Here is a 19995-nt window from a genome sequence, read left to right on the forward strand (position 1 = left end):
CGCGCATGCCGCGAGTTTTGGGTGCGGGTCCGAGAACAATCGCAAAAAAGATAGCAAGCGCGCCTCGGTAACCCTTTGAAATCCCGTAGTTGAAGGGCGCCGCTGTGGCGTTGGGCAAAGCCTCTCGTGATCAAATGCCGCCGATCCGCATTTTATCTCTCCGGGGAGAATATGTGGCGTTGGATGGCGATTTAAGCGCTGTTTTGATGGCAAGCCCGCGTATTTTACGTGTGCCTATTCGTCATACGCCGCGAAAAAGCGCCTATCGCTATGCGTTTGAGCTGACCCCGCATGAGCTTGATGCTTTGCGTGGCCATCCCGATTTTTCCGATTATCGCGCGCTGGCGCGTGCGCCCTGGGCGTTTACCGAGCGCGGGGTGATCCTGACGGCGTCCGCTTTGGGGACCGATCAGGCGCGCTATGGGATTGAGCATGCGGTCGAGGCGTTCATCCGGGCTCAAAAAGCGCGTGAAGGCGGGGATGTTTTGCCCGCGCCCAAGGTCGGGCCCTATGAGGGCCCGGTGCGCACACCGCATCTGCAAAACGCCATTGAACGCGTGCTCTCCAGCCTGATGGAGCCGGAGGTGTCGCAAGCTGTAAAGCAGGAGACCGAGGCGTTGCTTTTGTCCGCGACCGCGCATTTAAAAGCGCGCCTGGCCCAAGCCGGGCTGGAAAATGAAAAGACGGCGGCAGAAATCTCTAAAATCCTGGCCCAGGTTGAAACCGAAAAAGCCGCCTCCGCCAAGGCTCATGCCGAAGCCGAACGCGAGCGTTTGGGCGTCTTGAAAGAGAAGCTTGCCCTGATCGGCATGCTGTCGCGTTATCTTGATCATGGCGATGAGACTTTTATGACCCAGCTCTTGCAAGATCATTGAAGACACCCCCTTATGCACTGATATCGCCTAAAAACGGACATGAAGCTTGCGTTCCTTTGTCATCCAAGGGATTTAATGTGAGTAAGATGCTTCGTTTTGAGCGTTAGGGAGGGGAGAGCATGGCACGCGCGGATGACCAATCGCTTCATATGGGGGCGCGGGGCCCAGCCCGTCAGGCTCGCTTTACCGGTCCTGGACAATATCTCCTGTGGATGATGGTCTTTTTAAGTGTGGTGATCGCGGTCGCTGCGCTGCTACATCGCCCCTTGCAAGAGGCCTTTATGGCCAATCCCGCGATCAACGGCTTGATCCTGGGCGTATTGCTGGTGGGTATCCTTTATACCTTCCAGCAGGCGAGCGCGATTGGCCCTTCGGCCAAATGGCTCAAAAAACTCCATAGCGCGCAAGATCCTGGCCAGCTGCCCACCCCGCCCGCTTTGATCGCGCCCATGGCGGCGCTGATCGGTGATGTGGCCGAGGGCCGTGCGCGGATTTCTGCGTCTTCGGGCCGGGTGGTGCTCGATTCGGTAGCGGCGCGGATGGCAGAGTCTGGGGCCTTCACGCGCTATTTTGGTCGCCTTCTGATCTTTCTGGGCTTGCTGGGCACGTTTTATGGCCTGTTAAGCGTGGTTTCTGATGTTGGGGCGGCGGTTAGCGCGGTCAGCCAGACCGCGTCTGGCGATGGCGATGCAATGCAGCTCATGGCCGCCATCGAAGGACCAATCGAGGGCATGGGTACGGCCTTTGCTTCCTCGCTCTTTGGTCTGGCGGGCTCACTGGTGATTGGCTTTTTGGAATTGCAGGCCAGCCGCGCCCAGAACCGCTTCTATAATGAAATCGAAGAATGGCTCTCGTCCATCTCACGCCTGTCGGCGGCGGGGCCCCGTCAAGGCGGCGGGGATGATGAGGATGGCGGGGCCATCAATGGCGCATATCTCGGCGCGCTGCTCGAGCAAAATGCCGAAACCGTTGATAAGCTGTCGCATACTTTAGAGCGTCATGCCCGTCAGATGGAAAGCATGCTGGGCCGGGTGGCGGATGATGCCGCCGAAGGCCAGCGTGAAGCCGCGCGTATGCTGCGTGATGAGATCAAGGTGCTGATCCGGGCTCTGGAAGCCCAAGCGCGCATCAATCGTGAACGCCGCGACGGGGAGGGCGATCGGTGAGCCTTCCTGCGCACTTACGTATCCGTGATGGGGAAGGCGGCGAGCATTGGCCGGGCTTTGTCGATGCGCTGGCCACCTTATTGCTGGTCATCATCTTTCTGCTCGCCGTCTTTGTCGTCGGGCAATATTCGCTCTCAAAGGCTTTGACGGGCCGGGATGAGCAATTGGCCGATTTGAATGCGCGCTTAAGCGAGTTGGCTGAGCAACTCAATATCGCCGAGAGTGAGAACGCTTCACTGACCTTGCGCATTGGCTCTTTGACCGAGCAGAATGAAAACCTGAGCGCGGCGAATGCGCAATTGACCCAGACACTTGATGCCGCGCAATCGCGACTGGCTGAAGTCTCTGAAGAGCTGGCGGATGAGCGTGAGCTCTCACGTGAAGCCCAGATCTCCATGGCGCTTTTGAACCAGCAAATGCTGGGTCTGCGTCAAGAGCTTGCCACGCTCAATGCCGCGCTGGAGGCCTCAGAAGCGCGTGAGGCGGAGCTGGAGAGCCAGATTGTCAATCTGGGCCAGCGCCTTAATGCCGCCTTGGCCAGTCAGGTGGCGCGCCTGGCGCAATATCGTTCAGAGTTTTTTGGCCGCCTGGTTGAAATCCTGGGTAATCGCTCTGGCGTGCGCGTGGTGGGGGACCGTTTTGTCTTCGAAACCGATGTGTTGTTCGATTCGGGCTCGGCTGAATTGTCGGAGGCCGGTAAGGAAAGCCTGCGCCCGATTGCAGCGGCCATTGTGCAATTGACCGATGAAATTCCAGACGATCTTGATTGGATTTTACGCGTTGATGGTCATACCGATCCGACACCGATCGGGCCGACGGCGCGCTATGCTTCGAACTGGGAATTATCCACGGCGCGCGCCTTATCGGTGATTAACTGGTTCGAAGCGTTGGGGGTTCCTTCTGATCGCTTGATGGCGGCGGGTCTGGGCTCCAACCATCCGATTGCCGAAGGGCGTACGGCCCTGGCCAATGCGCGTAATCGCCGGATCGAGTTGAAATTAACCTCGCGGTAAATGTTTTGCGTATCAAAGCGCAGTCGAGCCCTTGCAAGACTGTCATGAAACGTATATAAGCCGCGCTCCTGTTCATTGCGGGAGGGGCAAATGCCCTATCCTGCCTAGCTTGTAGACGCCGGAGCGGCCACTATGAAAAACGATATCCACCCGGATTATCACTTCATCGAAGTTGTGATGACCGACGGTAGCAAATTCAAAACCCGCTCTACCTACGGCAAAGAGGGTGATGTTTTGAACTTGGACATTGATCCCAAGTCTCACCCAGCATGGACTGGCGGGAACCAGACCCTGAGTGATCGTGGTGGTCGTGTATCTCGCTTTAAAGACAAATTCAAAGGCTTTGGCGTTTAACGCGTCTTCCCCTCAAGGCGCTGCCCGACCCGCACCGCTGAAGTCTTTAAGAAGACGCCCGCAGTTCCCCTCAACTGCGGGCGTTCTCTATTCTGGGCATGTTTGATCATGGCCCATAAAAAACCCCCGGTCCTTTGGACCGGGGGTTTTTTAGATGTTAAAGGGCGGTGTGCTGAAACGCCCTTAAATCACTTGGTCTGGCGTTTAAGCGTGGCCTGGGCGCGTGAAGGCGCTCTCCAGGGCTGACCATTGGCTCGCCAGCGGGTTTTCTTCCTGGGCTGGCGCATCGGGCGCGATTTTGAACAGGCTGTCATCCATGCGGCTCAAGCGCTCATAGAGGGTGCGTGAACGCTCCACCAGATCATTGAGGCGTGGAGGGCAGGGATCATCCCCGGCTGGCCAATTAATCGGCGTCGCCTTCAATACCGGCAGGCGGTATTTCTCATGAGAGACCTCTTCGGGGTTCATCTCATCCTCGCCGACGGCGCGCTGGGTTAAAAGCCAAGAGGCGGCCTGCATCAAGCGCGTGGTCAGCGCCATAGATTCGGCGGCATAGCCCAAAGCACCCGTGCGCCCCAAGCGTTTGGCATCATCGCGCCCCGGACCATCGAGATAGGCTGCGGTTTCTTCCACCAGATCCATGCCTTCGCGAAACAGTTTGCGAAACATCTCTGAGGTCGCAAATTCACTGACGCGAGCATGGCGCGTCTTGGGCGAAGCGACAAGCGAGGTTGGAAATTGGGTCATAGCAGCACACTCATTCTATAGGCGTTGGTTGTTGTCTCATCTGGCGCACCTCATCGGGGAACCGGTTTGGTCCCAGAGGTAAGCAAGCGGGGGGCCAACTCCACGTCATTGATGCCAGCGGGGTGTTTACGCCCTCTTAAACACGGCTTCCGCCGCGCTTTGACTGGCCTTCTTCTTCAAGATCATAGCCTGCGTGCGTTCAATTTCAGCGTTCAGTAAGTCGAGCCGCTCTTCCAGGGCCGCGACCGACCATTGCGAGAGGTCCGCGTGTGCCGAAAGCGCATCCATCTTGGGTTTGGGCGCATCATCATGAAACACCATGCATTCACCTCCTTGTACCAGCATAGGGTAAATCCCAAATAGGTTAGCATACACCGCCCCTCCTTACCTTTTCTAGCGCAAAGGGCCGCATTGATGAAGACAGAACGCTATACCCGGATCGTCACGGCGCGTGAACCCGGTGGGATTGAAGTCATTGAACTTGAGGACCGTATTTTACCCGAACCCGAGGCCGATGAGGTTTTGATCCGGGTTGAGGCCGCCGGCGTTAATCGCCCAGACCTGATGGAGCGTCAGGGCCTTTATCCGCCGCCCCCTGGGGCACCGGAGGGCTTTGGCTTGGAGGTTTCTGGGCGTATCGCCTATTTGGGCTCTAACGTTCAAGGGCTTGAGCTTGGGGATGAGGTCGTCGCGCTGGTCGCGGGCGGGGGCTATGCCGATTTGGCACGCGCGCATAAATCTTGTGTTCTTCGCGCACCTAAGGGGATCAGCCTTCGTGATGCGGCGGGTCTTCCAGAAACCACCTTCACCGTGTGGGCCAATGTCTTTATGCGCGGGGGCTTAAAGCCCGGTGAGACTTTCCTCATTCATGGCGGCACCAGCGGCATTGGCACGACGGCGATACAGATGGCCAAGGCCTGGGGCGCGAAAGTTTATGCGACCGCTGGTGATGACATCAAAGTCGCGCGCTGTAAGGATCTGGGCGCGGACGAAGCGTTTAATTATCGCGATCAGCCCTGGGATCAGTTGATCCGCGAGCTGGGCGGTGTTGATGTGATCCTGGATATGGTCGGCGGTGATTATGTGGCGCGTAATCTGTCTATTCTGCGCGATGAAGGCCGCTTGGTGCATATCGCCTTCCAGAAGGGCTCCCGGGTGGAGCTGGATCTGATGCGCGTGATGATGAAGCGCTTGACGATCACGGGGTCAACCTTGCGCGCGCGCTCGCCGGTCGAAAAAGGCGCGATTGCCCAAGGCGTGTATGACCATGTCTGGCCCTGGGTGGAAAATGGCCAGGTGCGTCCGCTGATCAGCCAGACCTTTGACTTGGAAGATGCAGAACTGGCCCATGGGGAGATGGAGCGCGACAGTCATTATGGCAAAGTGCTGTTAATCCCTTAGGGCTTTTGATGCGCGGTCCCCAAACCAGACACCGGTTTGGGCACACGCGTGGGGTTCTGGGCGTCTATGCGTGTGGGCTTTTACATTGGTGCAAAGCAGCGATATAATGGCCCTACCAAAACCTGATCAGAATCGGTTCTTAATACCCTCTGATCCGGTCGGACGCCCAGCCTGGCAGCCGTGCCAGGCTTTTTTTATATGTGTTGAGGAGCATAGGCCATGGCCGATATTTTGATGCCGAAGGCAACAGCTGTCTGGCTGGTGGACAATACCGCCCTGTCATTCGACCAGATTGCCGAATTCTGCGGGCTTCACCCGTTGGAAGTCAAAGGGATTGCGGACGGAGATGTGGCTGGCGGTGTACGCGGCGCGGACCCGATTTCTAACGGCCAGCTGAGCCGGGATGAGATTGCGCGCGCCGAAGCAAGCTCGACCTATCGTATGAAGGCCGTCAAGCCAAAATACGCAGAATTGCAAGAAACTCAAAAGCGTAAAGGCCCGCGCTATACGCCTTTGTCGCGCCGTCAGAACCGCCCAGATGCCATAGCCTGGCTGGTGCGTAATCACCCTGAATTGTCTGAAGGCCAGATTTCCAAGCTGATCGGGACCACTAAGTCCACAATCGAAGCGGTGCGCGATCGTACCCACTGGAACTCGCCCAATATCAAGCCGACCGATCCGGTCTCTTTGGGGCTGTGCTCTCAGATCGAACTGGATGAGCAGGTCAAGAAAGCCTCTGCGCGCCGGGCGCAGATGGAAAAAGACGGTCAGGTTGAGAAGGCCGAAGACATGCTCAAGCCGGTTGAGGAGACCGTCGTGTCGAGCCCAACCACTTTGGATGAGCTGTTCGGTCAGCCCAGCGGGCAAAAAACTGCCAAGCCCAGCTATGATGATGACGATGAGGATGACCGCTATTAAGCGATGTCAACGCCTTATAGGTATTGAAAGTAAAAAGCCCGGATCAAGGATCCGGGCTTTTGTTTAATTGGTGCCCGGTTCATCCGGGCTGGGTGTGGTGTAATTGAGGGCCATACGCCCGCCATCGGCATAGATGCATTCGCCGGTGATATAGCTGGCTTCGCGTCCGGCCAGGAACCAGGCGATGGAGGCGATTTCATCGGGATCGCCTAAACGGCCCAGCGGCGTGCGCGACATGATCTTGGCCATCGCCGATTTATCATCCAGCACGGCGCGTAAGATATCGGTATTGATCGAGCCTGGCCCGATGGCATTCACCCGCACCCCATAGGGAGCCATGGACAGCGCCATGGCCTTGGTCATCTGATTGAGCGCGCCTTTGGAGGCCGAATAGGCGAGCTGATTAGGGATCGACATCACGGCATTGACCGAAGACATATTGATGATGGCATAGCGTTTGCGCGCATCATCGGGGCGTTCTTCATCGGCCTCGATCTGCTCGACCATTTGCTTGGCGACCGCGCGGGCGACCAGGAAAGCCCCGCGCAAGTTTACGCCCATCACCTTGTCAAAATCCGCGATGTCCAAGTTCAAGATATCGCCCGAGGCAATGACGGCGGCATTATTGATCAAGATATCGACCCGGCCAAAGGCTGAGCGCGTTTCGGCCATCAGATTATTGACCGCCAGCTTGTCAGAGACATCGCAATCGACAAACAAGGCCCGCTCGCGGCTGCCGCCCAGATCGTGGGCCAGGGTTTCACCCGCCTCGCTATCAATATCAGCAATGACGACTTTCAGGCCCTCTTCGATGAAGCGCCGTGCGCAGGCCGCACCAATGCCTTTGGCTCCACCGGTAACGATAGCGACGCGATCAGAAGCTGCCATGGAGTATGATCCTTTAACGCGAGGGGAGGAGGTGCCCAGGGGTCTCACAGACCCGAAGCGGCGAGGATGAGCGTTTTATCCGTCAAAAACAAGGGCTCGTCGAAGCGAGCCCTTGTATAGATATCCCTTGTCCGCCGTCAAGCTTAGAGGCCTTGGATCCGGCGATAGTCTTGCGAGATTTGAAGATCCTCTGGATCGGCTTCATAAGCCCGCGCATAGAGTTGGTGGGCTTCTTCGGTGCGCCCGATTTGTTCTAAGGCCGCCGCTTTGGAGTGAATAATAGCCGCTGACTGCGGATCGGCATCCAGCGCCGCATCGCAGATGGACAGCCCCTCAGAGGCGCGTTGATCCTTCACTAGGGCCCAGCACAGCGCATTCAGGCTGTCGGCGGCATCGGGCTCAATCGCGACGGCTTCTTGGGCGTCAGTGACGGCGCGCCCGGTCAGGCCCGCCTCAATCAGGGCGGCGGAGCGACCAATCCAGCCGGGCGCGTAATTCGGCTCCAAGCGCACAGCCTGATCAAAGGCGGCCACGGCTTCAGGGCCCTCTTCCAGCTCCAGATGGGCAGAGCCCAGCATCAAATACAGGAAGGCATCATGGGGCACTTGGCGCGCGGCGATTTGCAAATCGCCCAGCGCATCTTCATAGCGGCCCAATTGCATATAGGCCGCGCCGCGATTGCGCCGCACCAGCACATTCTCGCTATTGCCATCATGATCGGCGATCAAGGCCAGAACCTGATTATAAGCCATAAGCGCGTCTTGGGCATCACCCTTGACCAGATAGGCCGCGCCCAGGCGCGCGCGCAGCTCGGCTTCCTGCGTCCATTCATATTGGCGCTGGGTCAAGCAGGCGCGAAAAGCGGCAATCGCACCTTCGGCCTCTTCTTGCGACAAAGCCTCATAGCCTTGCGGGCACAGCTGGGCGCGGGTCTCAGCATTTTGCGCCCAGCCGGGGGCGGTTATCACAGCGCAGGCGAGGCCGAGCGCCGCTAAAAAACGTAACATAAGCACCCCCTCCTTCGAGGGTTTAAAGTTATTCAGGCATAAGGTGGTATGAGATGGCGAAAAACTCAATGGGGATTTGATAAAAGGGTGTCAAAACTGTCATCAAACCTTTGTGTGGAGGGCGTGCCACTCGCAAAACCGTCTTATATGCCCCTCTATAACGCATGAGGCATTAAAAAAGGGGCCATCTGATGACAGCCCCTCGTTGATTTTATGATGCTTGGTGGGAAGGATCGTCAGGCGCGATGTCGCAGAGCCTCGATCTCTTCCTTAATTCGCAATTTCTGTTTTTTGAGCTTCGAGAGTTGAAGGGTATCGGCAGCGGGGTGTTTGAGTTCTTCTGAGATCGCGGTTTCCAGACGGGCGTGCTTGGCATCGAGTTCACGAATACGCGCTTCAGCAGGCATGTAATTCTCCCTTACTGCTATAACGACTACCTCATTGAACCATCCTATATAGGAATGGATCAACTCACTTTTAATGGCAAAGGTGTCCGAATTATGAAAGAAGCGCAGCGTTTGATCATTGGGGTGTCCGGGGCGTCGGGGGTGGTCTATGGCCTACGCGCATTCGAGGCGCTGCGCGAAATTGGTGTGGAAACTCATGGGGTTGTTTCAAAGGCGGCGGAGATGACCCTGCGCTATGAGACCGGTCATTCACCCAGTGAATTTAGCAAGTATGCGGATTATTTATATAAAATGCCCGATGTGGGGGCGCCTATCGCATCGGGCTCATTTAAAACCCTCGGTATGCTGATTGCTCCATGTTCCGTACGCACCATGTCCGAGATCGCCAGCGGTGTGACGTCCTCCCTGCTGACGCGTGCAGCAGATGTGGTGCTGAAGGAACGTCGCCGCCTGGTGTTGATGGTGCGCGAAACCCCGTTTCATCTGGGTCATTTACGCACCATGGTGCAGTTGACGCAAATGGGCGCGATTATTATGCCGCCTTTGCCCGCATTTTATGCGCACCCCCAGACGATTGAGGATATTGTTGACCAAAGCGTGGGCCGGGCTTTGGATATGTTCGGGCTGGATTGGGACCAAACCCGGCGCTGGGGTGAGGATTTGACTCAAGGTAAAAGGCCTGCTGCTCGCACCCAGCCTGATAAATCGTGAAATAAAACGTGATGACGATGACACCCCCGACCGGCCTCTGGGACTATGCGCTGGCGCTTTATGGCCGTGAGGGCGTTGCCGAAGCGGCCCTGGCTCTGCAAGACGCCCATGGTTTGGATGTCAATTGTTTGATCTGGCTGGTTTGGTGTGTCGATCAAGGGCGTGATCCGCGCTCTAAGCTGGATCAAGTCGATGATGTGTCGAGATTCTGGCAAGGTGAGATTGTGGAGCCCTTACGCGCGGTTCGTCGGCGGCTAAAGGTGTTGGTCGCGCCCTTCGCGGGTGAGGATAGTCAGGCGCTGCGCCAAAATATCAGCGAGATTGAGCTTCAGGCCGAACAGATCGAGCTGATGCGGCTAGAGGCGTTCAGCGCGGATTTGCCCGCGATCTGGGATGAAGATGATCGCCAAGCGCTTTTACGGCAAGTGCTTTTATCCTATGGGGCACGCTATGGGGCCAGCGTCGGGATTGAAGATTTTCTACAAACGGTTTCCTTATAGTGTGAAATCATGTAGTGTGCGCGCTTACCTCAAGGGAATTGAGCTCCTTGAGGGCGATTTGGACATCCCAAAAGAAAACTAAAAAAGGCAGGTAGGCGCGGATGTTTGGCGACCAAGGTCTAGATGAATTAAAGAAAAAGCTCGACATCTTGAAAAAGGAACACCGTGCCCTGGATTGTGAGGTTGAGGCCTTGCATGCCAATGGTGTGATGGACCAGCTCAAAGTCGTGCGCCTGAAAAAGCGCAAGCTCTATTTAAAAGACGAAATTATGCGTCTGGAAGACCAGCTCAACCCGGATATTATCGCCTAAAAAATCTTGAGATTACGCGGCGGCTTGTTTGCGCGCATACATGGCCGCATCGGCCTGGGCCAGTGCGGCTTCTACCGTTGCGCCCTTTGTCAGGGCATGAACGCCCCACGCGGTTTTGAGGCTGAACTCAATCCCGTCGTGAGAAATCGTGGTGTTAGCGATGATATTGGCCAGCTCTTGGGCTTTGCGTTCGGCAGCGTTTTGAGGCGTCAGGGTCAGAACGACGGCAAACTCATCCCCGCCCAAACGCCCAACGGCGTCAGTTTCACGCAAATGCGCGGTTAGAACATCTGACACGGCATGCAGCGCCGCATCCCCGGCCGCATGGCCATGGGTGTCATTGATCGCTTTAAAGCCGTTTAAATCAAAATAGATGAGCGCTGAGGGCGCATCATGACGCTCTGCCAGGGACAAAGCCTTGGAGACTTCGCGGATGAAGGCGCGCCGGTTCAACACGGGCAGCAGCACATCATGATCAGCCAGAGTTTCCAGATCGCGGATCCGTTGGCGCAAAGCCTCCGTTTCGCGGCGCATCTGGTCAACTTCCCCCATTAAGGAGAGAAGGGCGCGCTGGACATTGGGGGTCAATTCATGCTCGGGCACGCCCATAATGCTGGCGGCATCCTGGCTAGAGGCGCTGGAAGACGCGGACGAGCTTCGCCCTTGGTCTTTGATCTTGCGCTCTTTTTGCGTTGAGGACACCGATTGGGTTCCCGCATAGGGATGACCTGAGCCGACCCGCATGACACCATCCTTTATAAAGCGTAGCCAATTGACCCTAGCATGCCTTTACCCGGTTAAGAAAGCGTCAAGCTTAATGAGATCTTAGCCTCATATTCGATTTGACTTGACCTTATAGCGTTGATGAGTAATCTCCCGCGCTTCCTTTTCTAGCGGAGTGAGCGGTTTTGACCTTTGATCTGACGCAAAAATCGGCCCCGATAGCCATTGTTATGGGCTCTCGTTCGGATTGGCCGACCCTGCAAGAGGCCGCAAAGGTGCTCGACCAGCTGGGTGCGGACTATGAGGCTATGGTCGTCTCCGCCCACCGTACGCCCAAGCGCATGTATGATTTCGCTGAAACCGCCAGGGCGCGCGGTGTGAAAGTGATTATCGCCGGTGCTGGCGGCGCGGCGCACTTGCCCGGCATGATCGCTGCGCTGACCGTGTTACCGGTTTTGGGTGTGCCGGTGCAGTCCAAGACCCTGTCTGGACTTGATAGCCTGTTGTCGATTGCCCAAATGCCAGGCGGCGTGCCGGTGGGCACGTTGGCGATTGGCAATGCGGGCGCGAAGAATGCTGGCCTGATGGCGGCGTCTATCGTGGGCTTGTCTGATGAGGCCTTGATGGCGCGTCTGGAGGCCTATCGCGCGGCACAAACCGAGAGCGTTCAGCTCTCTGTAGAGGATTAGAACACAAACGATGAGCACATCTTCAAACGGGGCGCAATCGGTGCTGGCCCCGGGCGCATGTATTGGCATTTTGGGCGGTGGGCAATTGGGCCGCATGCTGGCCATAGCTGGCGCGCGTTTAGGGTTTGATGTGCACATCTATACGCCTGAGGATCACGCGCCCGCCTCGCGTGTAGCCGCGCATACCGTGAAGGGGGCTTATGATGATCTCGACGCAGTACGCGCTTTTGCGCGCGGCGTTGATGTCGTGACGTATGAGTTTGAAAATGTGCCGGTGGAAACTGCGGCGGCGGCGGCGGAATGCGCGCCCGTACGCCCCGGCGCACGCGCCCTGGAAGTCGCCCAAGATCGCCTGGTCGAGAAAAGCTTCTTAAACGAGGCTGGCATTGCCACCGTCCCGTTTCGCGCCGTGGAGTGTGTCAGCGATCTGGAGCGCGCGATGGCGGCGCTGGGTGTGCCCTCAATCCTTAAAACCCGCCGCTTTGGCTATGATGGTAAAGGTCAGGCCCGTCTGAAGGCGGGATCCAGCGCTGAGGCGGCCTTTGCGGAGATTGGCGCGCAGAGCGCGATCTTGGAAGGCTTCGCGGCCTTTGAACGCGAAGTGTCCATCGTGGCCGCGCGCGGCCTGGATGGCGCGGTTAAAGCCTATACCCTGGCGGAAAACGAGCATGAGGGCGGGATTTTGCGCCGCTCCATCGCGCCGACCCCGGCCCAAGCGCGTTTGGGCGCGAAAGCCGAAGCGATTGCCACCACTATTCTCACCCAGCTTGATTATGTCGGTGTGCTGGCCGTTGAGTTCTTCGTGCTGGCGGGCGATCAATTGCTGGTCAATGAAATTGCCCCGCGTGTGCATAATACCGGCCATTGGACGATGGATGCCTGCGCGTGCGATCAGTTTGAACAGCATATGCGCGCGGTCGCGGGCTGGCCGCTGGGCGATACCAGTGCGCATTCAGCCGCTGAGATGGTCAATCTGATCGGGGAAGACGCCGCCGATTGGCTCACCTTGGCGCAGGAGCCCCAAGCCGTCCTCCACCTTTATGGCAAGACTGAAATCCGTGCGGGCCGCAAAATGGGGCATTTAAACCGCTTAAAGCCGCTTCGCGATTAAGCCGCGGTTTCGGTCTTGGGTTTGCGAATGAAGACCAGGCGGTCTTCATTCTCGCGGTAATAGCCCTTTTCCAGGCGATCTTCGTGAAAGCCAAAGCGCGCGATCAGATTATGCATCGGCATATTATTGGTGTCGGTTGTCAATTCGACCGTGATCGCCTTTTTATCAAACAGCATGCATACCGGCTCTAATAATGCCCCGCCTACGCCCTTGCCGCGACAGCCCTCAGCTAGCAGCAGTTTATGCAGGTAATAATAGCGCGGCTTGATGGTGGGAAACGTGATCACAAAGCCCAAAAGCGCCCCGCCGGGTGCGCGTGCCACAAAAGTCAGGGCATAATCAACCCAATGGCGCCAGACATGTTCGCCATCGGCGACATAATCGGCATTGCGGTTTTTCGCCCAACCGGTCCGGTCAAGCGCTGCAATCTCCAGAAAATCGCTGCGTTCGGCGCGAGTGACGACAACATCCATGATTTACGCCCGCCGTCCAAAACCATAGCGCAGCTTGGCCGCGAACGCAGGTAGGTCTGGAAGGCTCGCCTGAACCTTACGGATCTGGGCCTTGGTCTTTTCGATCTGCATGACGTTTTCGATGCGTCGATCGAGATAGGCGCGGGTCTTGGGCTTGGCCGGGTCGCTTTCATTGAGCCATTGCGTCAAGGTAGAGAGATAGACCCCAGCCAAGGTCGCACGCTTGGAATAGAAATTCCCATCGGTGGAGGTATCGCCAATGGCCCGCCAAATCATGTCACAGGTCGCCCATGTCATGACGCTGGCCCGGCTGAGCCCATCAGGCAGAAGCAGGCGCGCACGCGCACGCTCGGCGGCTTCCTCCTCACCGGCCAGCTGATCCAGGCGGATCATGACCGCTGCAGCGATTTTATCGCGGATGCGGTTGGGAATCGGTCCGTCTTCGATCATCACGCGCGCGTCTTCGTCGGCAATGCGCGACCAGGTGTGGATCAGATCCAAAACGCCGTCAGGGCAATAAAGCTCGACTTCACCGTCGCTTAGCCCGGCTTCACGCGCCGCATGGGTCAGGGTTTTCGCGCTCCAGCCTTCGAAGGCGGCTTCGGGCAAAGCGGCTTCTAACAGGGATCTGCGAGCTTTTTCAGCGTGGGGGAAGCAATTTTCATTTTTCATGGTATACTCCCTATAGGCGCTTTATCGTGAAACGTCATCTTTTGTGGGCGCGTCTGTGCGGTTGGGTCACACCCGAACGCCACAAGACGAGCCTAAAACACGTTTCGACTCCGTTACGATATAGACAAGTGTGTGACGGTCTGGTAAAGCGCGCGCCTTACTTAAGCGATCTCAAGCGCGGACCTCGGGAGCGAGTGGCTTCCAGTGACCGCACTGAAGTCTTTAACTCGCACCTCTTGGTGCATTGCAGAACTAGGGAGAGAGTACCATCGTTCAGATCGTCGTGCGCGATAACAACGTTGAGCAAGCGCTCAAAGCGTTGAAAAAGAAAATGCAGCGTGAAGGCACCTTCCGCGAGATGAAGCGCCGTAACCACTTCGAAAAGCCCTCTGAAAAACGCGCACGCCAAAAAGCTGAAGCGATCCGCCGTGCTCGCAAATTGGCCCGTAAGCGCGCTCAGCGCGAAGGCTTGATTCCCAAGCGTGCCAAGACTGGCCGCCGTTAAGTCTAGCCGCGCTCTATAGCGGTCGCTTATGCTGGAACTAAAAATACCGCGCTGAGAGAGCTCAGTGCGGTATTTTTCGTATCTGTATGTCGCTAACGCGCTGGGCGCAGAACGATCCGATTACGCCGCGCTGACGCGCGGGAAGTCGATCTCAGTGTCTGCGACATGATTGAGATAATTGGTGAAGATATTGGCCACGACCTGGCCGATCACTTCAACGATCACGCCTTCATCTAATCCCCCTTCGCGCGCGGCTTGAAGATCGCTATCACTGACCAGGCCGCGTTTTTGTGTGACGGCGCTGGCAAAGGCGAGAATTGCGCTCAAACGCGCATCGCTGGATCGGCCTTTGAGATGGGATTCGATCTCCGCCTCATCGATTTTCAACGACTTTGAAATCGCGCTATGGGCTGAGGCGCAATAATCACAGCCGTTAACGCCCGCAACGGTGAGCGCGATAGCCTCGCGGGTGGGCGCATCCAAGCTGCCTTGGCCCAAATTCTCGCCCAGGGTCAGTAACGCCTTCAAGACGGCCGGCTGATTGGCCGTAACCCGGTAAAGGTTGGGCACCATGCCCACTTTGGATTTGATAGCTGAAAACAGCTCAGCGGCGGCCGGGTTTGCATTCTGGTCGGTTATGGCAGTAAGACGGGACATAAGGGATCTCCTGATCGAAGAGGGATGAAAGCCGTTTTCGTCGGGGTCATTGGACTTGCGCCCCGTCGATAAGGGTCATATGTGTGTTACGGACCGGTCCGTCAAGTATGGCGGCGTGAATTTTTCGGAGATGATTTATGGCCCGACCTTTGACCTTTGATCGCGATGCGGCGTTAGACGCGATCAAGCAGACCTTTTGGGCGCGCGGTTATGAGGCAACCTCGATGCAGGATATTGAGGGCGCGACCGGCCTGAAGAAGCAGAGCCTTTATCGGCTCTATGGCGATAAGCAGGGCATGTATCGCGCTGCCCTGATGCATTATGAATCTCACGAGGTCGCAGCGGCTGAAGCCTTTCTGCGCCAAGGGGCTGGAACGGGGGCGGGGCGGATCACTCAGGTGTTCACCAGTGTCGTGGATACGGCTCTCACTACGCAAGATCGCCGGGGCTGCTTTTTGTGCAATGCCTCGGTGGATGTGGCTTTGCTGGATCAAGATTCCCGGACCCAAGTGCGAATGATGATGGAGCGTGTACGCCAAGCTTTCCTGGGCGCGCTGATTGCGGACCAGGGTGGGGCGAGCGAGGCCCTAGAAGGGGCTGCAGACGGCCTGCTGGCGCTTTATAATGGCCTCAGGGTGCTGATTAAAGCTGAGAGCGCAGAGACTGTCTTGCGCCATGTGGTGCAACAGGCTGGCATCCTGGTCGCGCGGGCGCGCTGATCAGCCCTTTGAGGGGGAGATCAACGCGCCGCATAAGGCGTTAGGATTTTGACCGCGAGACCAGCGATTTGAAGAATAGCTTCACGCTTTCTGCATTCGCTTGGCCCAGCGTGCCCTGACGGAAGACGGCGCTTGCCCCCCACATCACCAGCACCAAAGTCACAAGCATTACCGCTGTCGTGCCAATGATCTCCCATAAAGGGGGCTCATGGGGTAGGCGGCTCATCATGATGAAGGGCGTCCAGAACGGCACCCAAGAAGCGACGGAATAGACCATGCTGTCTGAAGCCGTAATGCTCATCGACATCAACAACATCGGAGCCATCAAGAAGAAAATGATCGGGGTCATCAAAGACTGGGCATCGTGCAAGGTTTCACACAGCGAGCCCAGGGCCAGGAAGGTTGCGCCGAACATCAAATAGCCGACCAGGAAATAGCCCGCCGCCGGTAAAAGCAAGTTCACCGTGAAGATTTCAGAGAACAAACCGGCAAGGTCGGGATCAAGCTGCATCAGGGCTTGATGCCCCAGTACCGAGGCCCCCAGGGCCAACACCATCCATGAGCCCATAAGGGTGAAGGAGGTGGCGGCCACGCCTAACAGCTTGCCGATGAGAATATCGCTATAGCGTGAGGTGGCAAGCATCAGCTCGATGACTTTGCCGCCCTTTTCCTCAATCATGCTGGTCAGCAGCATATTGGCGACCGAGAAAATGGCCATCCACAAGATAAAGGCCATGAAAATGGCGACCACGAAGGGTAGGCGATCTGCAGTGGTCACTTCTTCATCGGCGCTTGTGACCTCAGCGGGGTTATAGCTGCGGATCTCTGGACGTAAGTTATTGAGCGTATTTATGTCATTGGCGCTGAGGCCCGCATTGCGCAACATCTCATCTTCCAGATCATCTTCCAGGATAGAGCGGATTTTGCGTGATAAATCCACATCCGTAAGATTGGTCGAGTGATAATCAAGAATAATTGGCGAGGGGTTTTCGTCCGTTCGCTCAAGATTGTCGCGAATGATGATCGCGGCGAACAAGGGTTTTTGCCCTTCAGGCGTTGCCAGCGTCGCTTCCCCGACCAGATAGGGCCGTAGCCCTGCCAGATCACGTGCCGGTGGGTCGACTTGAACTTCCTGGCTTTTGGGCAGGCTCAGCCCGGCTTGGCCGTCTTGAAGGTTCAGCGCGTCAAGTGCGCCCTGGCGGGCCGCCTCGAGATCGTCTTCGCGATCAAAGGCGGTTAAAGCCTCGGCCACACGCTCTTCACCATAGAGGGCTTCAAGCGCTTTAAGCGTTTCGCGCACGCTTTCCCGGCTGGATTCTTCATAATCGCGCGCGATCATGTGATCATAGCCGCGCCCGGTTTCATCAATCACGGTGAAATAGCGCACGGGCTTGGAGTTTTCGATCAGGATCGGAACGCTGGCGCCGATGACCATGAAAACCGGTAGGGCCAGAAGCGAGATCCAGAAGCCCCAGGTCGCCACATAAGACAGATATTCACGCCGGGCAATCAGATAGATAGCGCGCATGATTACACCTCCTCACGCTCGACGGGCTCAGCTGCGCTATTGGGCACAGGGCTGGCTTTGACCAATTGAACAAAGGCATCATGAAGATGGGGGCGGATCGGTTCAAACCGGATGAGATCGACCCCGGCACTGACGCAAGCCTTTAAAACGTCTTGAACCTGGCTGGTGGCATTCAGCGTCACCCGCCACGCGTGATGGCCTTCTTGGGCGCAGTCCTGGGATTCTACCGTACCAAAGGGGCTTAAAAGCTGAGAGAGGTCATGGGCGCTGGCGCTTTCCAAAAGGATCTGGCGCGGTACCGTGCCCAAAGCTTCATCGACGCTGCCGTCGAAAACCTTCTGGCCGCGGGCTAACAAGACGATACGATCGCATAACCGCTCAGCATGTTCCATGACATGGGTCGAGAATAACAGCGTGCGCCCGCCCTGGGCCTCTTCGCGGATAATGCTTTCCAACAAGGATTGATTGACCGGATCTAGGCCCGAAAACGGCTCATCCAGGATGATGAATTCCGGCTCATGGATCAGGGCGGCGATGATTTGGATTTTTTGCGCCATGCCTTTGGAGAGGGTTTTGACCTTTTTATAGGCGGCGTCAGAGAGTTCAAAGCGTTCAAGGTATTCAAGGGCTTTGGTCTTTGCCGCCTTGGCCTTCATGCCTTTTAGCCGGCCAAAGAAGACCAGCGCATCGAGCGCCGTCATTTTGCGATAAAGCCCGCGTTCCTCAGGTAGGAAACCCACCCGGTCGAGGGTTTTCATGGATAAGGGCTTGCCAAATAACAGGCTCTGGCCGCTATCAGGTTGGATAATCCCCAGTGCCATACGCAAGGTTGTGGTTTTTCCGGCTCCATTGGGGCCTAAAAAACCTGTGATTTGTCCACGCGGCGCTGTGAAGCTGACATCGCGCACCGCCGCCTTGCCTTTAAAGCTTTTGGTCAGATGACTGACCTCTAAGGCCATTTCACTCACGGATCGAACCTCCCCATAATTTTTATGAGGAGGATAGACAAGTTTCCTTGACTTGGCTAGAGCGATGCTCAGGCCGCGGGTAGAGCGAAATACAGAAGATCAAGGGCCGGGGGTTCAGCCACACCCAGCTGACGCAGAATATGGGTGGCCTGGCCGCGGTGATGGGTTTGATGATTGAAAAAATGGGTCAAAATGACATTCAAGGGCAGGCTATGGGGGTCGCCGCGGGTGTTTTTATACTGGAGCCCATCTTCAAGCTGATCCTCGCTCAAGCTGGCGATATATTCGATGATCCGGCGATCTTCGGCTTCGCGCGCTTCGCGTAGGGCCATGAAATCCTCGAACAAAGTCATGTCGAGACGCTCGGGCAGCATGCCTTCTTGGGTCATGCGAAACATCCAGATCCGGTCGGCGACCAGGATATGGTTCAGCGTGCCATGCAGGCTTTTGAAATAGGCTTTGACATCGCGTTTGCGCTCAAAATCGCGCAAAGCCGTAGCGGCGTCATACAGGCGAGCATTCGCCCAAGCATTATAGGCGGCGAGGCGTTTGAAATGATCCAGCATCAAGGCGAATAGTCCCACTCAAGCAAAATAAATCATAGCGTTAGACGGCACTTCTGCGAAGGGTCGTCACCCGAATACGACTATGATGTTCATGTCCCTCTTAGGTGTTAGGCGCTTGAGCGCGAAGACGCAAGGGGCCTTTTTCGCGCGGGCAGGCAGGATCGAGATAGCTCATTGGCCCGCTAAACCCGCTCGCGGCTTGGGCTTTGACGATGCCTTCTACAAAGAAGCGGATATGGTGGTTAAAGACCGCTTGGGTGTAAATACCAAAATGGTTTGCGCCTTTGACGAGGCCGGCATATTTCGGTCCGCTGGCACCATCATAGAGCCGTCGGCCCCGGCTGAGGGGCACAATGCGGTCTTTATCGCCATGGAGCCAGAGCAGCGGTACGCTGACTTGCGCGATATAGGCGATGGAGTGCCAGCGCTCACGCAGAAACAGGCGCGGAAGGATGAAGGGCACGCGAATACGTGCCATATCCAGCACCGAATCATAGGGCGCATGCAGAATAAGTCCGCCGATCGGATGGCTGGCGGCGGCCTGCACAGCGGTGCCAGAGCCCATGGATTCGCCATAGAGCACAAAGCGCTGGGGATCGAACCCCTCGGCGGTTAAATAGTCTAAGAGTGTAATCGCATCGCGCACATTGCGTTTTTCGTTGGGCCAGCCGGTCGAGCCGCCAAAGCCGCGATGAGAGAGCGCCACAAAGCCCCAGCCCGCATTCAAAAACATACGGAAAAACCGGGCGCGATGGGCGAGATGGCGTTGATTGCCATGGAGATAGATCAGAAGGGGGCCGTCTTTTTGACGCGGCTTGGCGCGCCAGAGCAGCAGACGCTCCCCATCTGGGGTTTCCATCCAGTCTTCTTCGATCTGATCGAGGCCAACGCTTTTGGGATCAATACGCTTGCGATAGGGGTGATAAAGCAGATGGGCCTGAAAAGCGATGGCCAGAAGGCTCAACCCCACCCAGATCACCATGACCCACAGCGCGATCGGCCAAGCCCATAGCATAAAGGCCCAGATACGCTGCAGGATGGGTAAGGCCTCTGCCCAGATCTGTAATATCCCCTCGACCATTATAC

26 protein-coding genes are annotated in these 19995 nt (G+C 56.8%); 13 read left to right on the forward strand and 13 right to left on the reverse strand.

The window, feature by feature from the left end; all coding sequences use genetic code 11:
- The first annotated feature begins 104 nt into the window (after positions 1–104).
- From H151_RS0106890 to rpmE, 4 genes are all read left to right on the forward strand, one after another.
- Positions 105–875, forward strand: coding sequence for an ORF6N domain-containing protein (locus H151_RS0106890; protein ID WP_026353879.1), 771 nt, complete (start codon positions 105–107; stop codon positions 873–875).
- Between the two features lie 119 nt (positions 876–994).
- Positions 995–2041 (forward strand): hypothetical protein, encoded by a 1047-nt coding sequence (locus H151_RS0106895; protein ID WP_019960918.1) that lies wholly within the window; start codon positions 995–997, stop codon positions 2039–2041.
- Positions 2038–3054 carry a peptidoglycan -binding protein gene (locus H151_RS0106900; RefSeq protein WP_019960919.1) on the forward strand — a complete coding sequence of 339 codons (1017 nt, stop codon included), beginning with the start codon at positions 2038–2040 and terminating at the stop codon, positions 3052–3054. Before H151_RS0106895 ends, H151_RS0106900 begins: the two co-directional genes overlap by 4 nt.
- Before the next feature lie 132 nt (positions 3055–3186).
- Positions 3187–3408: a 50S ribosomal protein L31 gene (rpmE, locus tag H151_RS0106905; protein WP_019960920.1), complete on the forward strand. Its 222-nt coding sequence runs from the start codon at positions 3187–3189 to the stop codon at positions 3406–3408.
- A 204-nt stretch (positions 3409–3612) separates the two neighbouring features.
- Here rpmE and rcdA read toward each other — a convergent pair whose 3' ends face one another.
- Positions 3613–4155 carry a protease adaptor protein RcdA gene (gene rcdA, locus H151_RS0106910; RefSeq protein ID WP_019960921.1) on the reverse strand — a complete coding sequence of 181 codons (543 nt, stop codon included), beginning with the start codon at positions 4153–4155 and terminating at the stop codon, positions 3613–3615.
- A gap of 126 nt (positions 4156–4281) precedes the next feature.
- A complete protein-coding gene (locus H151_RS15760) occupies positions 4282–4500 on the reverse strand; it encodes a DUF1192 domain-containing protein (protein WP_083918476.1) in 219 nt (72 codons plus the stop codon).
- A 69-nt stretch (positions 4501–4569) separates the two neighbouring features.
- Here H151_RS15760 and H151_RS0106920 point away from each other — a divergent pair, with 69 nt between their 5' ends.
- Complete coding sequence (locus H151_RS0106920) at positions 4570–5556, forward strand: NAD(P)H-quinone oxidoreductase (RefSeq protein ID WP_019960923.1); 987 nt, start codon at positions 4570–4572, stop codon at positions 5554–5556.
- Positions 5557–5775: 219 nt separating this feature from the next.
- On the forward strand, positions 5776–6474 hold the full coding sequence (locus H151_RS0106925; protein ID WP_019960924.1) for a DUF1013 domain-containing protein: 699 nt from the start codon (positions 5776–5778) through the stop codon (positions 6472–6474).
- A gap of 63 nt (positions 6475–6537) precedes the next feature.
- Here H151_RS0106925 and H151_RS0106930 read toward each other — a convergent pair whose 3' ends face one another.
- The 3 genes from H151_RS0106930 to H151_RS15765 form a co-directional block, all read right to left on the reverse strand.
- Positions 6538–7362 carry an SDR family NAD(P)-dependent oxidoreductase gene (locus H151_RS0106930; RefSeq protein ID WP_019960925.1) on the reverse strand — a complete coding sequence of 275 codons (825 nt, stop codon included), beginning with the start codon at positions 7360–7362 and terminating at the stop codon, positions 6538–6540.
- Positions 7363–7505: 143 nt separating this feature from the next.
- Complete coding sequence (locus H151_RS0106935; RefSeq protein WP_019960926.1) at positions 7506–8369, reverse strand: tetratricopeptide repeat protein; 864 nt, start codon at positions 8367–8369, stop codon at positions 7506–7508.
- 236 nt (positions 8370–8605) lie between these two features.
- A complete protein-coding gene (locus H151_RS15765; RefSeq protein ID WP_019960927.1) occupies positions 8606–8776 on the reverse strand; it encodes a YdcH family protein in 171 nt (56 codons plus the stop codon).
- 93 nt (positions 8777–8869) lie between these two features.
- Here H151_RS15765 and H151_RS0106945 point away from each other — a divergent pair, with 93 nt between their 5' ends.
- The 3 genes from H151_RS0106945 to H151_RS0106955 all read left to right on the forward strand — a co-directional run bounded on the left by H151_RS0106945 (position 8870) and on the right by H151_RS0106955 (position 10298).
- On the forward strand, positions 8870–9487 hold the full coding sequence (locus tag H151_RS0106945) for a UbiX family flavin prenyltransferase (RefSeq protein WP_040759076.1): 618 nt from the start codon (positions 8870–8872) through the stop codon (positions 9485–9487).
- An 11-nt stretch (positions 9488–9498) separates the two neighbouring features.
- Positions 9499–9987: a TIGR02444 family protein gene (locus H151_RS15770; RefSeq protein WP_083918478.1), complete on the forward strand. Its 489-nt coding sequence runs from the start codon at positions 9499–9501 to the stop codon at positions 9985–9987.
- Between the two features lie 101 nt (positions 9988–10088).
- The gene (locus H151_RS0106955; RefSeq protein WP_019960930.1) at positions 10089–10298 is read left to right on the forward strand and encodes a YdcH family protein; all 210 of its coding nucleotides are present in this window, start codon (positions 10089–10091) and stop codon (positions 10296–10298) included.
- A 12-nt stretch (positions 10299–10310) separates the two neighbouring features.
- Here H151_RS0106955 and H151_RS0106960 read toward each other — a convergent pair whose 3' ends face one another.
- On the reverse strand, positions 10311–11042 hold the full coding sequence (locus H151_RS0106960; RefSeq protein WP_019960931.1) for a GGDEF domain-containing protein: 732 nt from the start codon (positions 11040–11042) through the stop codon (positions 10311–10313).
- Positions 11043–11251: 209 nt separating this feature from the next.
- On the opposite strand from H151_RS0106960, the gene purE reads away from it, so the two are divergent.
- Both purE and H151_RS0106970 read left to right on the forward strand, forming a co-directional pair.
- A complete protein-coding gene (gene purE / locus H151_RS0106965) occupies positions 11252–11710 on the forward strand; it encodes a 5-(carboxyamino)imidazole ribonucleotide mutase (protein WP_040759084.1) in 459 nt (152 codons plus the stop codon).
- A 10-nt stretch (positions 11711–11720) separates the two neighbouring features.
- The gene (locus tag H151_RS0106970) at positions 11721–12821 is read left to right on the forward strand and encodes a 5-(carboxyamino)imidazole ribonucleotide synthase (protein ID WP_019960933.1); all 1101 of its coding nucleotides are present in this window, start codon (positions 11721–11723) and stop codon (positions 12819–12821) included.
- Here H151_RS0106970 and H151_RS0106975 read toward each other — a convergent pair.
- Together H151_RS0106975 and H151_RS0106980 are read right to left on the reverse strand one after the other, a co-directional pair.
- On the reverse strand, positions 12818–13294 hold the full coding sequence (locus H151_RS0106975; protein ID WP_019960934.1) for a GNAT family N-acetyltransferase: 477 nt from the start codon (positions 13292–13294) through the stop codon (positions 12818–12820). The two genes, H151_RS0106970 and H151_RS0106975, sit on opposite strands and share 4 nt — an antisense overlap.
- 3 nt (positions 13295–13297) lie before the next feature.
- Complete coding sequence (locus H151_RS0106980; protein WP_019960935.1) at positions 13298–13966, reverse strand: COQ9 family protein; 669 nt, start codon at positions 13964–13966, stop codon at positions 13298–13300.
- Between the two features lie 268 nt (positions 13967–14234).
- On the opposite strand from H151_RS0106980, the gene rpsU reads away from it, so the two are divergent.
- Positions 14235–14471, forward strand: coding sequence for a 30S ribosomal protein S21 (rpsU, locus tag H151_RS0106985; RefSeq protein WP_026353883.1), 237 nt, complete (start codon positions 14235–14237; stop codon positions 14469–14471).
- Positions 14472–14591: 120 nt separating this feature from the next.
- On the opposite strand, the gene H151_RS0106990 is transcribed toward rpsU, so the two are convergent.
- The gene (locus H151_RS0106990) at positions 14592–15128 is read right to left on the reverse strand and encodes a carboxymuconolactone decarboxylase family protein (protein ID WP_019960937.1); all 537 of its coding nucleotides are present in this window, start codon (positions 15126–15128) and stop codon (positions 14592–14594) included.
- Between the two features lie 137 nt (positions 15129–15265).
- Here H151_RS0106990 and H151_RS0106995 point away from each other — a divergent pair, with 137 nt between their 5' ends.
- Positions 15266–15847 carry a TetR/AcrR family transcriptional regulator gene (locus H151_RS0106995; RefSeq protein ID WP_019960938.1) on the forward strand — a complete coding sequence of 194 codons (582 nt, stop codon included), beginning with the start codon at positions 15266–15268 and terminating at the stop codon, positions 15845–15847.
- Between the two features lie 40 nt (positions 15848–15887).
- Here the strand turns inward: H151_RS0106995 and H151_RS0107000 are convergent, their stop codons facing one another.
- From H151_RS0107000 to H151_RS15775, 4 genes are all read right to left on the reverse strand, one after another.
- Entirely contained in the window at positions 15888–17375 is a 1488-nt protein-coding gene (locus H151_RS0107000; RefSeq protein WP_019960939.1) for an ABC transporter permease, read from the reverse strand.
- A 2-nt stretch (positions 17376–17377) separates the two neighbouring features.
- A complete protein-coding gene (locus H151_RS0107005) occupies positions 17378–18334 on the reverse strand; it encodes an ABC transporter ATP-binding protein (protein WP_019960940.1) in 957 nt (318 codons plus the stop codon).
- 77 nt (positions 18335–18411) lie between these two features.
- Positions 18412–18909: a DinB family protein gene (locus H151_RS0107010; protein ID WP_019960941.1), complete on the reverse strand. Its 498-nt coding sequence runs from the start codon at positions 18907–18909 to the stop codon at positions 18412–18414.
- Positions 18910–19009: 100 nt separating this feature from the next.
- Complete coding sequence (locus H151_RS15775) at positions 19010–19990, reverse strand: alpha/beta hydrolase (protein ID WP_019960942.1); 981 nt, start codon at positions 19988–19990, stop codon at positions 19010–19012.
- Between the last annotated feature and the right edge of the window lie 5 nt (positions 19991–19995).

Source organism: Woodsholea maritima DSM 17123, assembly GCF_000382325.1.
GTDB lineage: Bacteria > Pseudomonadota > Alphaproteobacteria > Caulobacterales > Maricaulaceae > Woodsholea > Woodsholea maritima.

What these genes read in the sequence shown, in the direction of transcription:
- H151_RS0106895 (WP_019960918.1), top strand. Translation starts at nt 995, where the DNA reads ATGGCACGCGCGGATGACCAATCGCTTCATATGGGGGCGCGGGGCCCA.
- rpmE (WP_019960920.1), top strand. Translation starts at nt 3,187, where the DNA reads ATGAAAAACGATATCCACCCGGATTATCACTTCATCGAAGTTGTGATG.
- rcdA (WP_019960921.1), bottom strand. Translation starts at nt 4,155, where the DNA reads ATGACCCAATTTCCAACCTCGCTTGTCGCTTCGCCCAAGACGCGCCAT.
- H151_RS15760 (WP_083918476.1), bottom strand. Translation starts at nt 4,500, where the DNA reads ATGCTGGTACAAGGAGGTGAATGCATGGTGTTTCATGATGATGCGCCC.
- H151_RS0106920 (WP_019960923.1), top strand. Translation starts at nt 4,570, where the DNA reads ATGAAGACAGAACGCTATACCCGGATCGTCACGGCGCGTGAACCCGGT.
- H151_RS0106925 (WP_019960924.1), top strand. Translation starts at nt 5,776, where the DNA reads ATGGCCGATATTTTGATGCCGAAGGCAACAGCTGTCTGGCTGGTGGAC.
- H151_RS0106930 (WP_019960925.1), bottom strand. Translation starts at nt 7,362, where the DNA reads ATGGCAGCTTCTGATCGCGTCGCTATCGTTACCGGTGGAGCCAAAGGC.
- H151_RS0106935 (WP_019960926.1), bottom strand. Translation starts at nt 8,369, where the DNA reads ATGTTACGTTTTTTAGCGGCGCTCGGCCTCGCCTGCGCTGTGATAACC.
- H151_RS15765 (WP_019960927.1), bottom strand. Translation starts at nt 8,776, where the DNA reads ATGCCTGCTGAAGCGCGTATTCGTGAACTCGATGCCAAGCACGCCCGT.
- H151_RS0106945 (WP_040759076.1), top strand. Translation starts at nt 8,870, where the DNA reads ATGAAAGAAGCGCAGCGTTTGATCATTGGGGTGTCCGGGGCGTCGGGG.
- H151_RS15770 (WP_083918478.1), top strand. Translation starts at nt 9,499, where the DNA reads ATGACGATGACACCCCCGACCGGCCTCTGGGACTATGCGCTGGCGCTT.
- H151_RS0106955 (WP_019960930.1), top strand. Translation starts at nt 10,089, where the DNA reads ATGTTTGGCGACCAAGGTCTAGATGAATTAAAGAAAAAGCTCGACATC.
- H151_RS0106960 (WP_019960931.1), bottom strand. Translation starts at nt 11,042, where the DNA reads ATGCGGGTCGGCTCAGGTCATCCCTATGCGGGAACCCAATCGGTGTCC.
- purE (WP_040759084.1), top strand. Translation starts at nt 11,252, where the DNA reads ATGGGCTCTCGTTCGGATTGGCCGACCCTGCAAGAGGCCGCAAAGGTG.
- H151_RS0106970 (WP_019960933.1), top strand. Translation starts at nt 11,721, where the DNA reads ATGAGCACATCTTCAAACGGGGCGCAATCGGTGCTGGCCCCGGGCGCA.
- H151_RS0106975 (WP_019960934.1), bottom strand. Translation starts at nt 13,294, where the DNA reads ATGGATGTTGTCGTCACTCGCGCCGAACGCAGCGATTTTCTGGAGATT.
- H151_RS0106980 (WP_019960935.1), bottom strand. Translation starts at nt 13,966, where the DNA reads ATGAAAAATGAAAATTGCTTCCCCCACGCTGAAAAAGCTCGCAGATCC.
- H151_RS0106990 (WP_019960937.1), bottom strand. Translation starts at nt 15,128, where the DNA reads ATGTCCCGTCTTACTGCCATAACCGACCAGAATGCAAACCCGGCCGCC.
- H151_RS0106995 (WP_019960938.1), top strand. Translation starts at nt 15,266, where the DNA reads ATGGCCCGACCTTTGACCTTTGATCGCGATGCGGCGTTAGACGCGATC.
- H151_RS0107000 (WP_019960939.1), bottom strand. Translation starts at nt 17,375, where the DNA reads ATGCGCGCTATCTATCTGATTGCCCGGCGTGAATATCTGTCTTATGTG.
- H151_RS0107005 (WP_019960940.1), bottom strand. Translation starts at nt 18,334, where the DNA reads ATGGCCTTAGAGGTCAGTCATCTGACCAAAAGCTTTAAAGGCAAGGCG.
- H151_RS0107010 (WP_019960941.1), bottom strand. Translation starts at nt 18,909, where the DNA reads ATGCTGGATCATTTCAAACGCCTCGCCGCCTATAATGCTTGGGCGAAT.
- H151_RS15775 (WP_019960942.1), bottom strand. Translation starts at nt 19,990, where the DNA reads ATGGTCGAGGGGATATTACAGATCTGGGCAGAGGCCTTACCCATCCTG.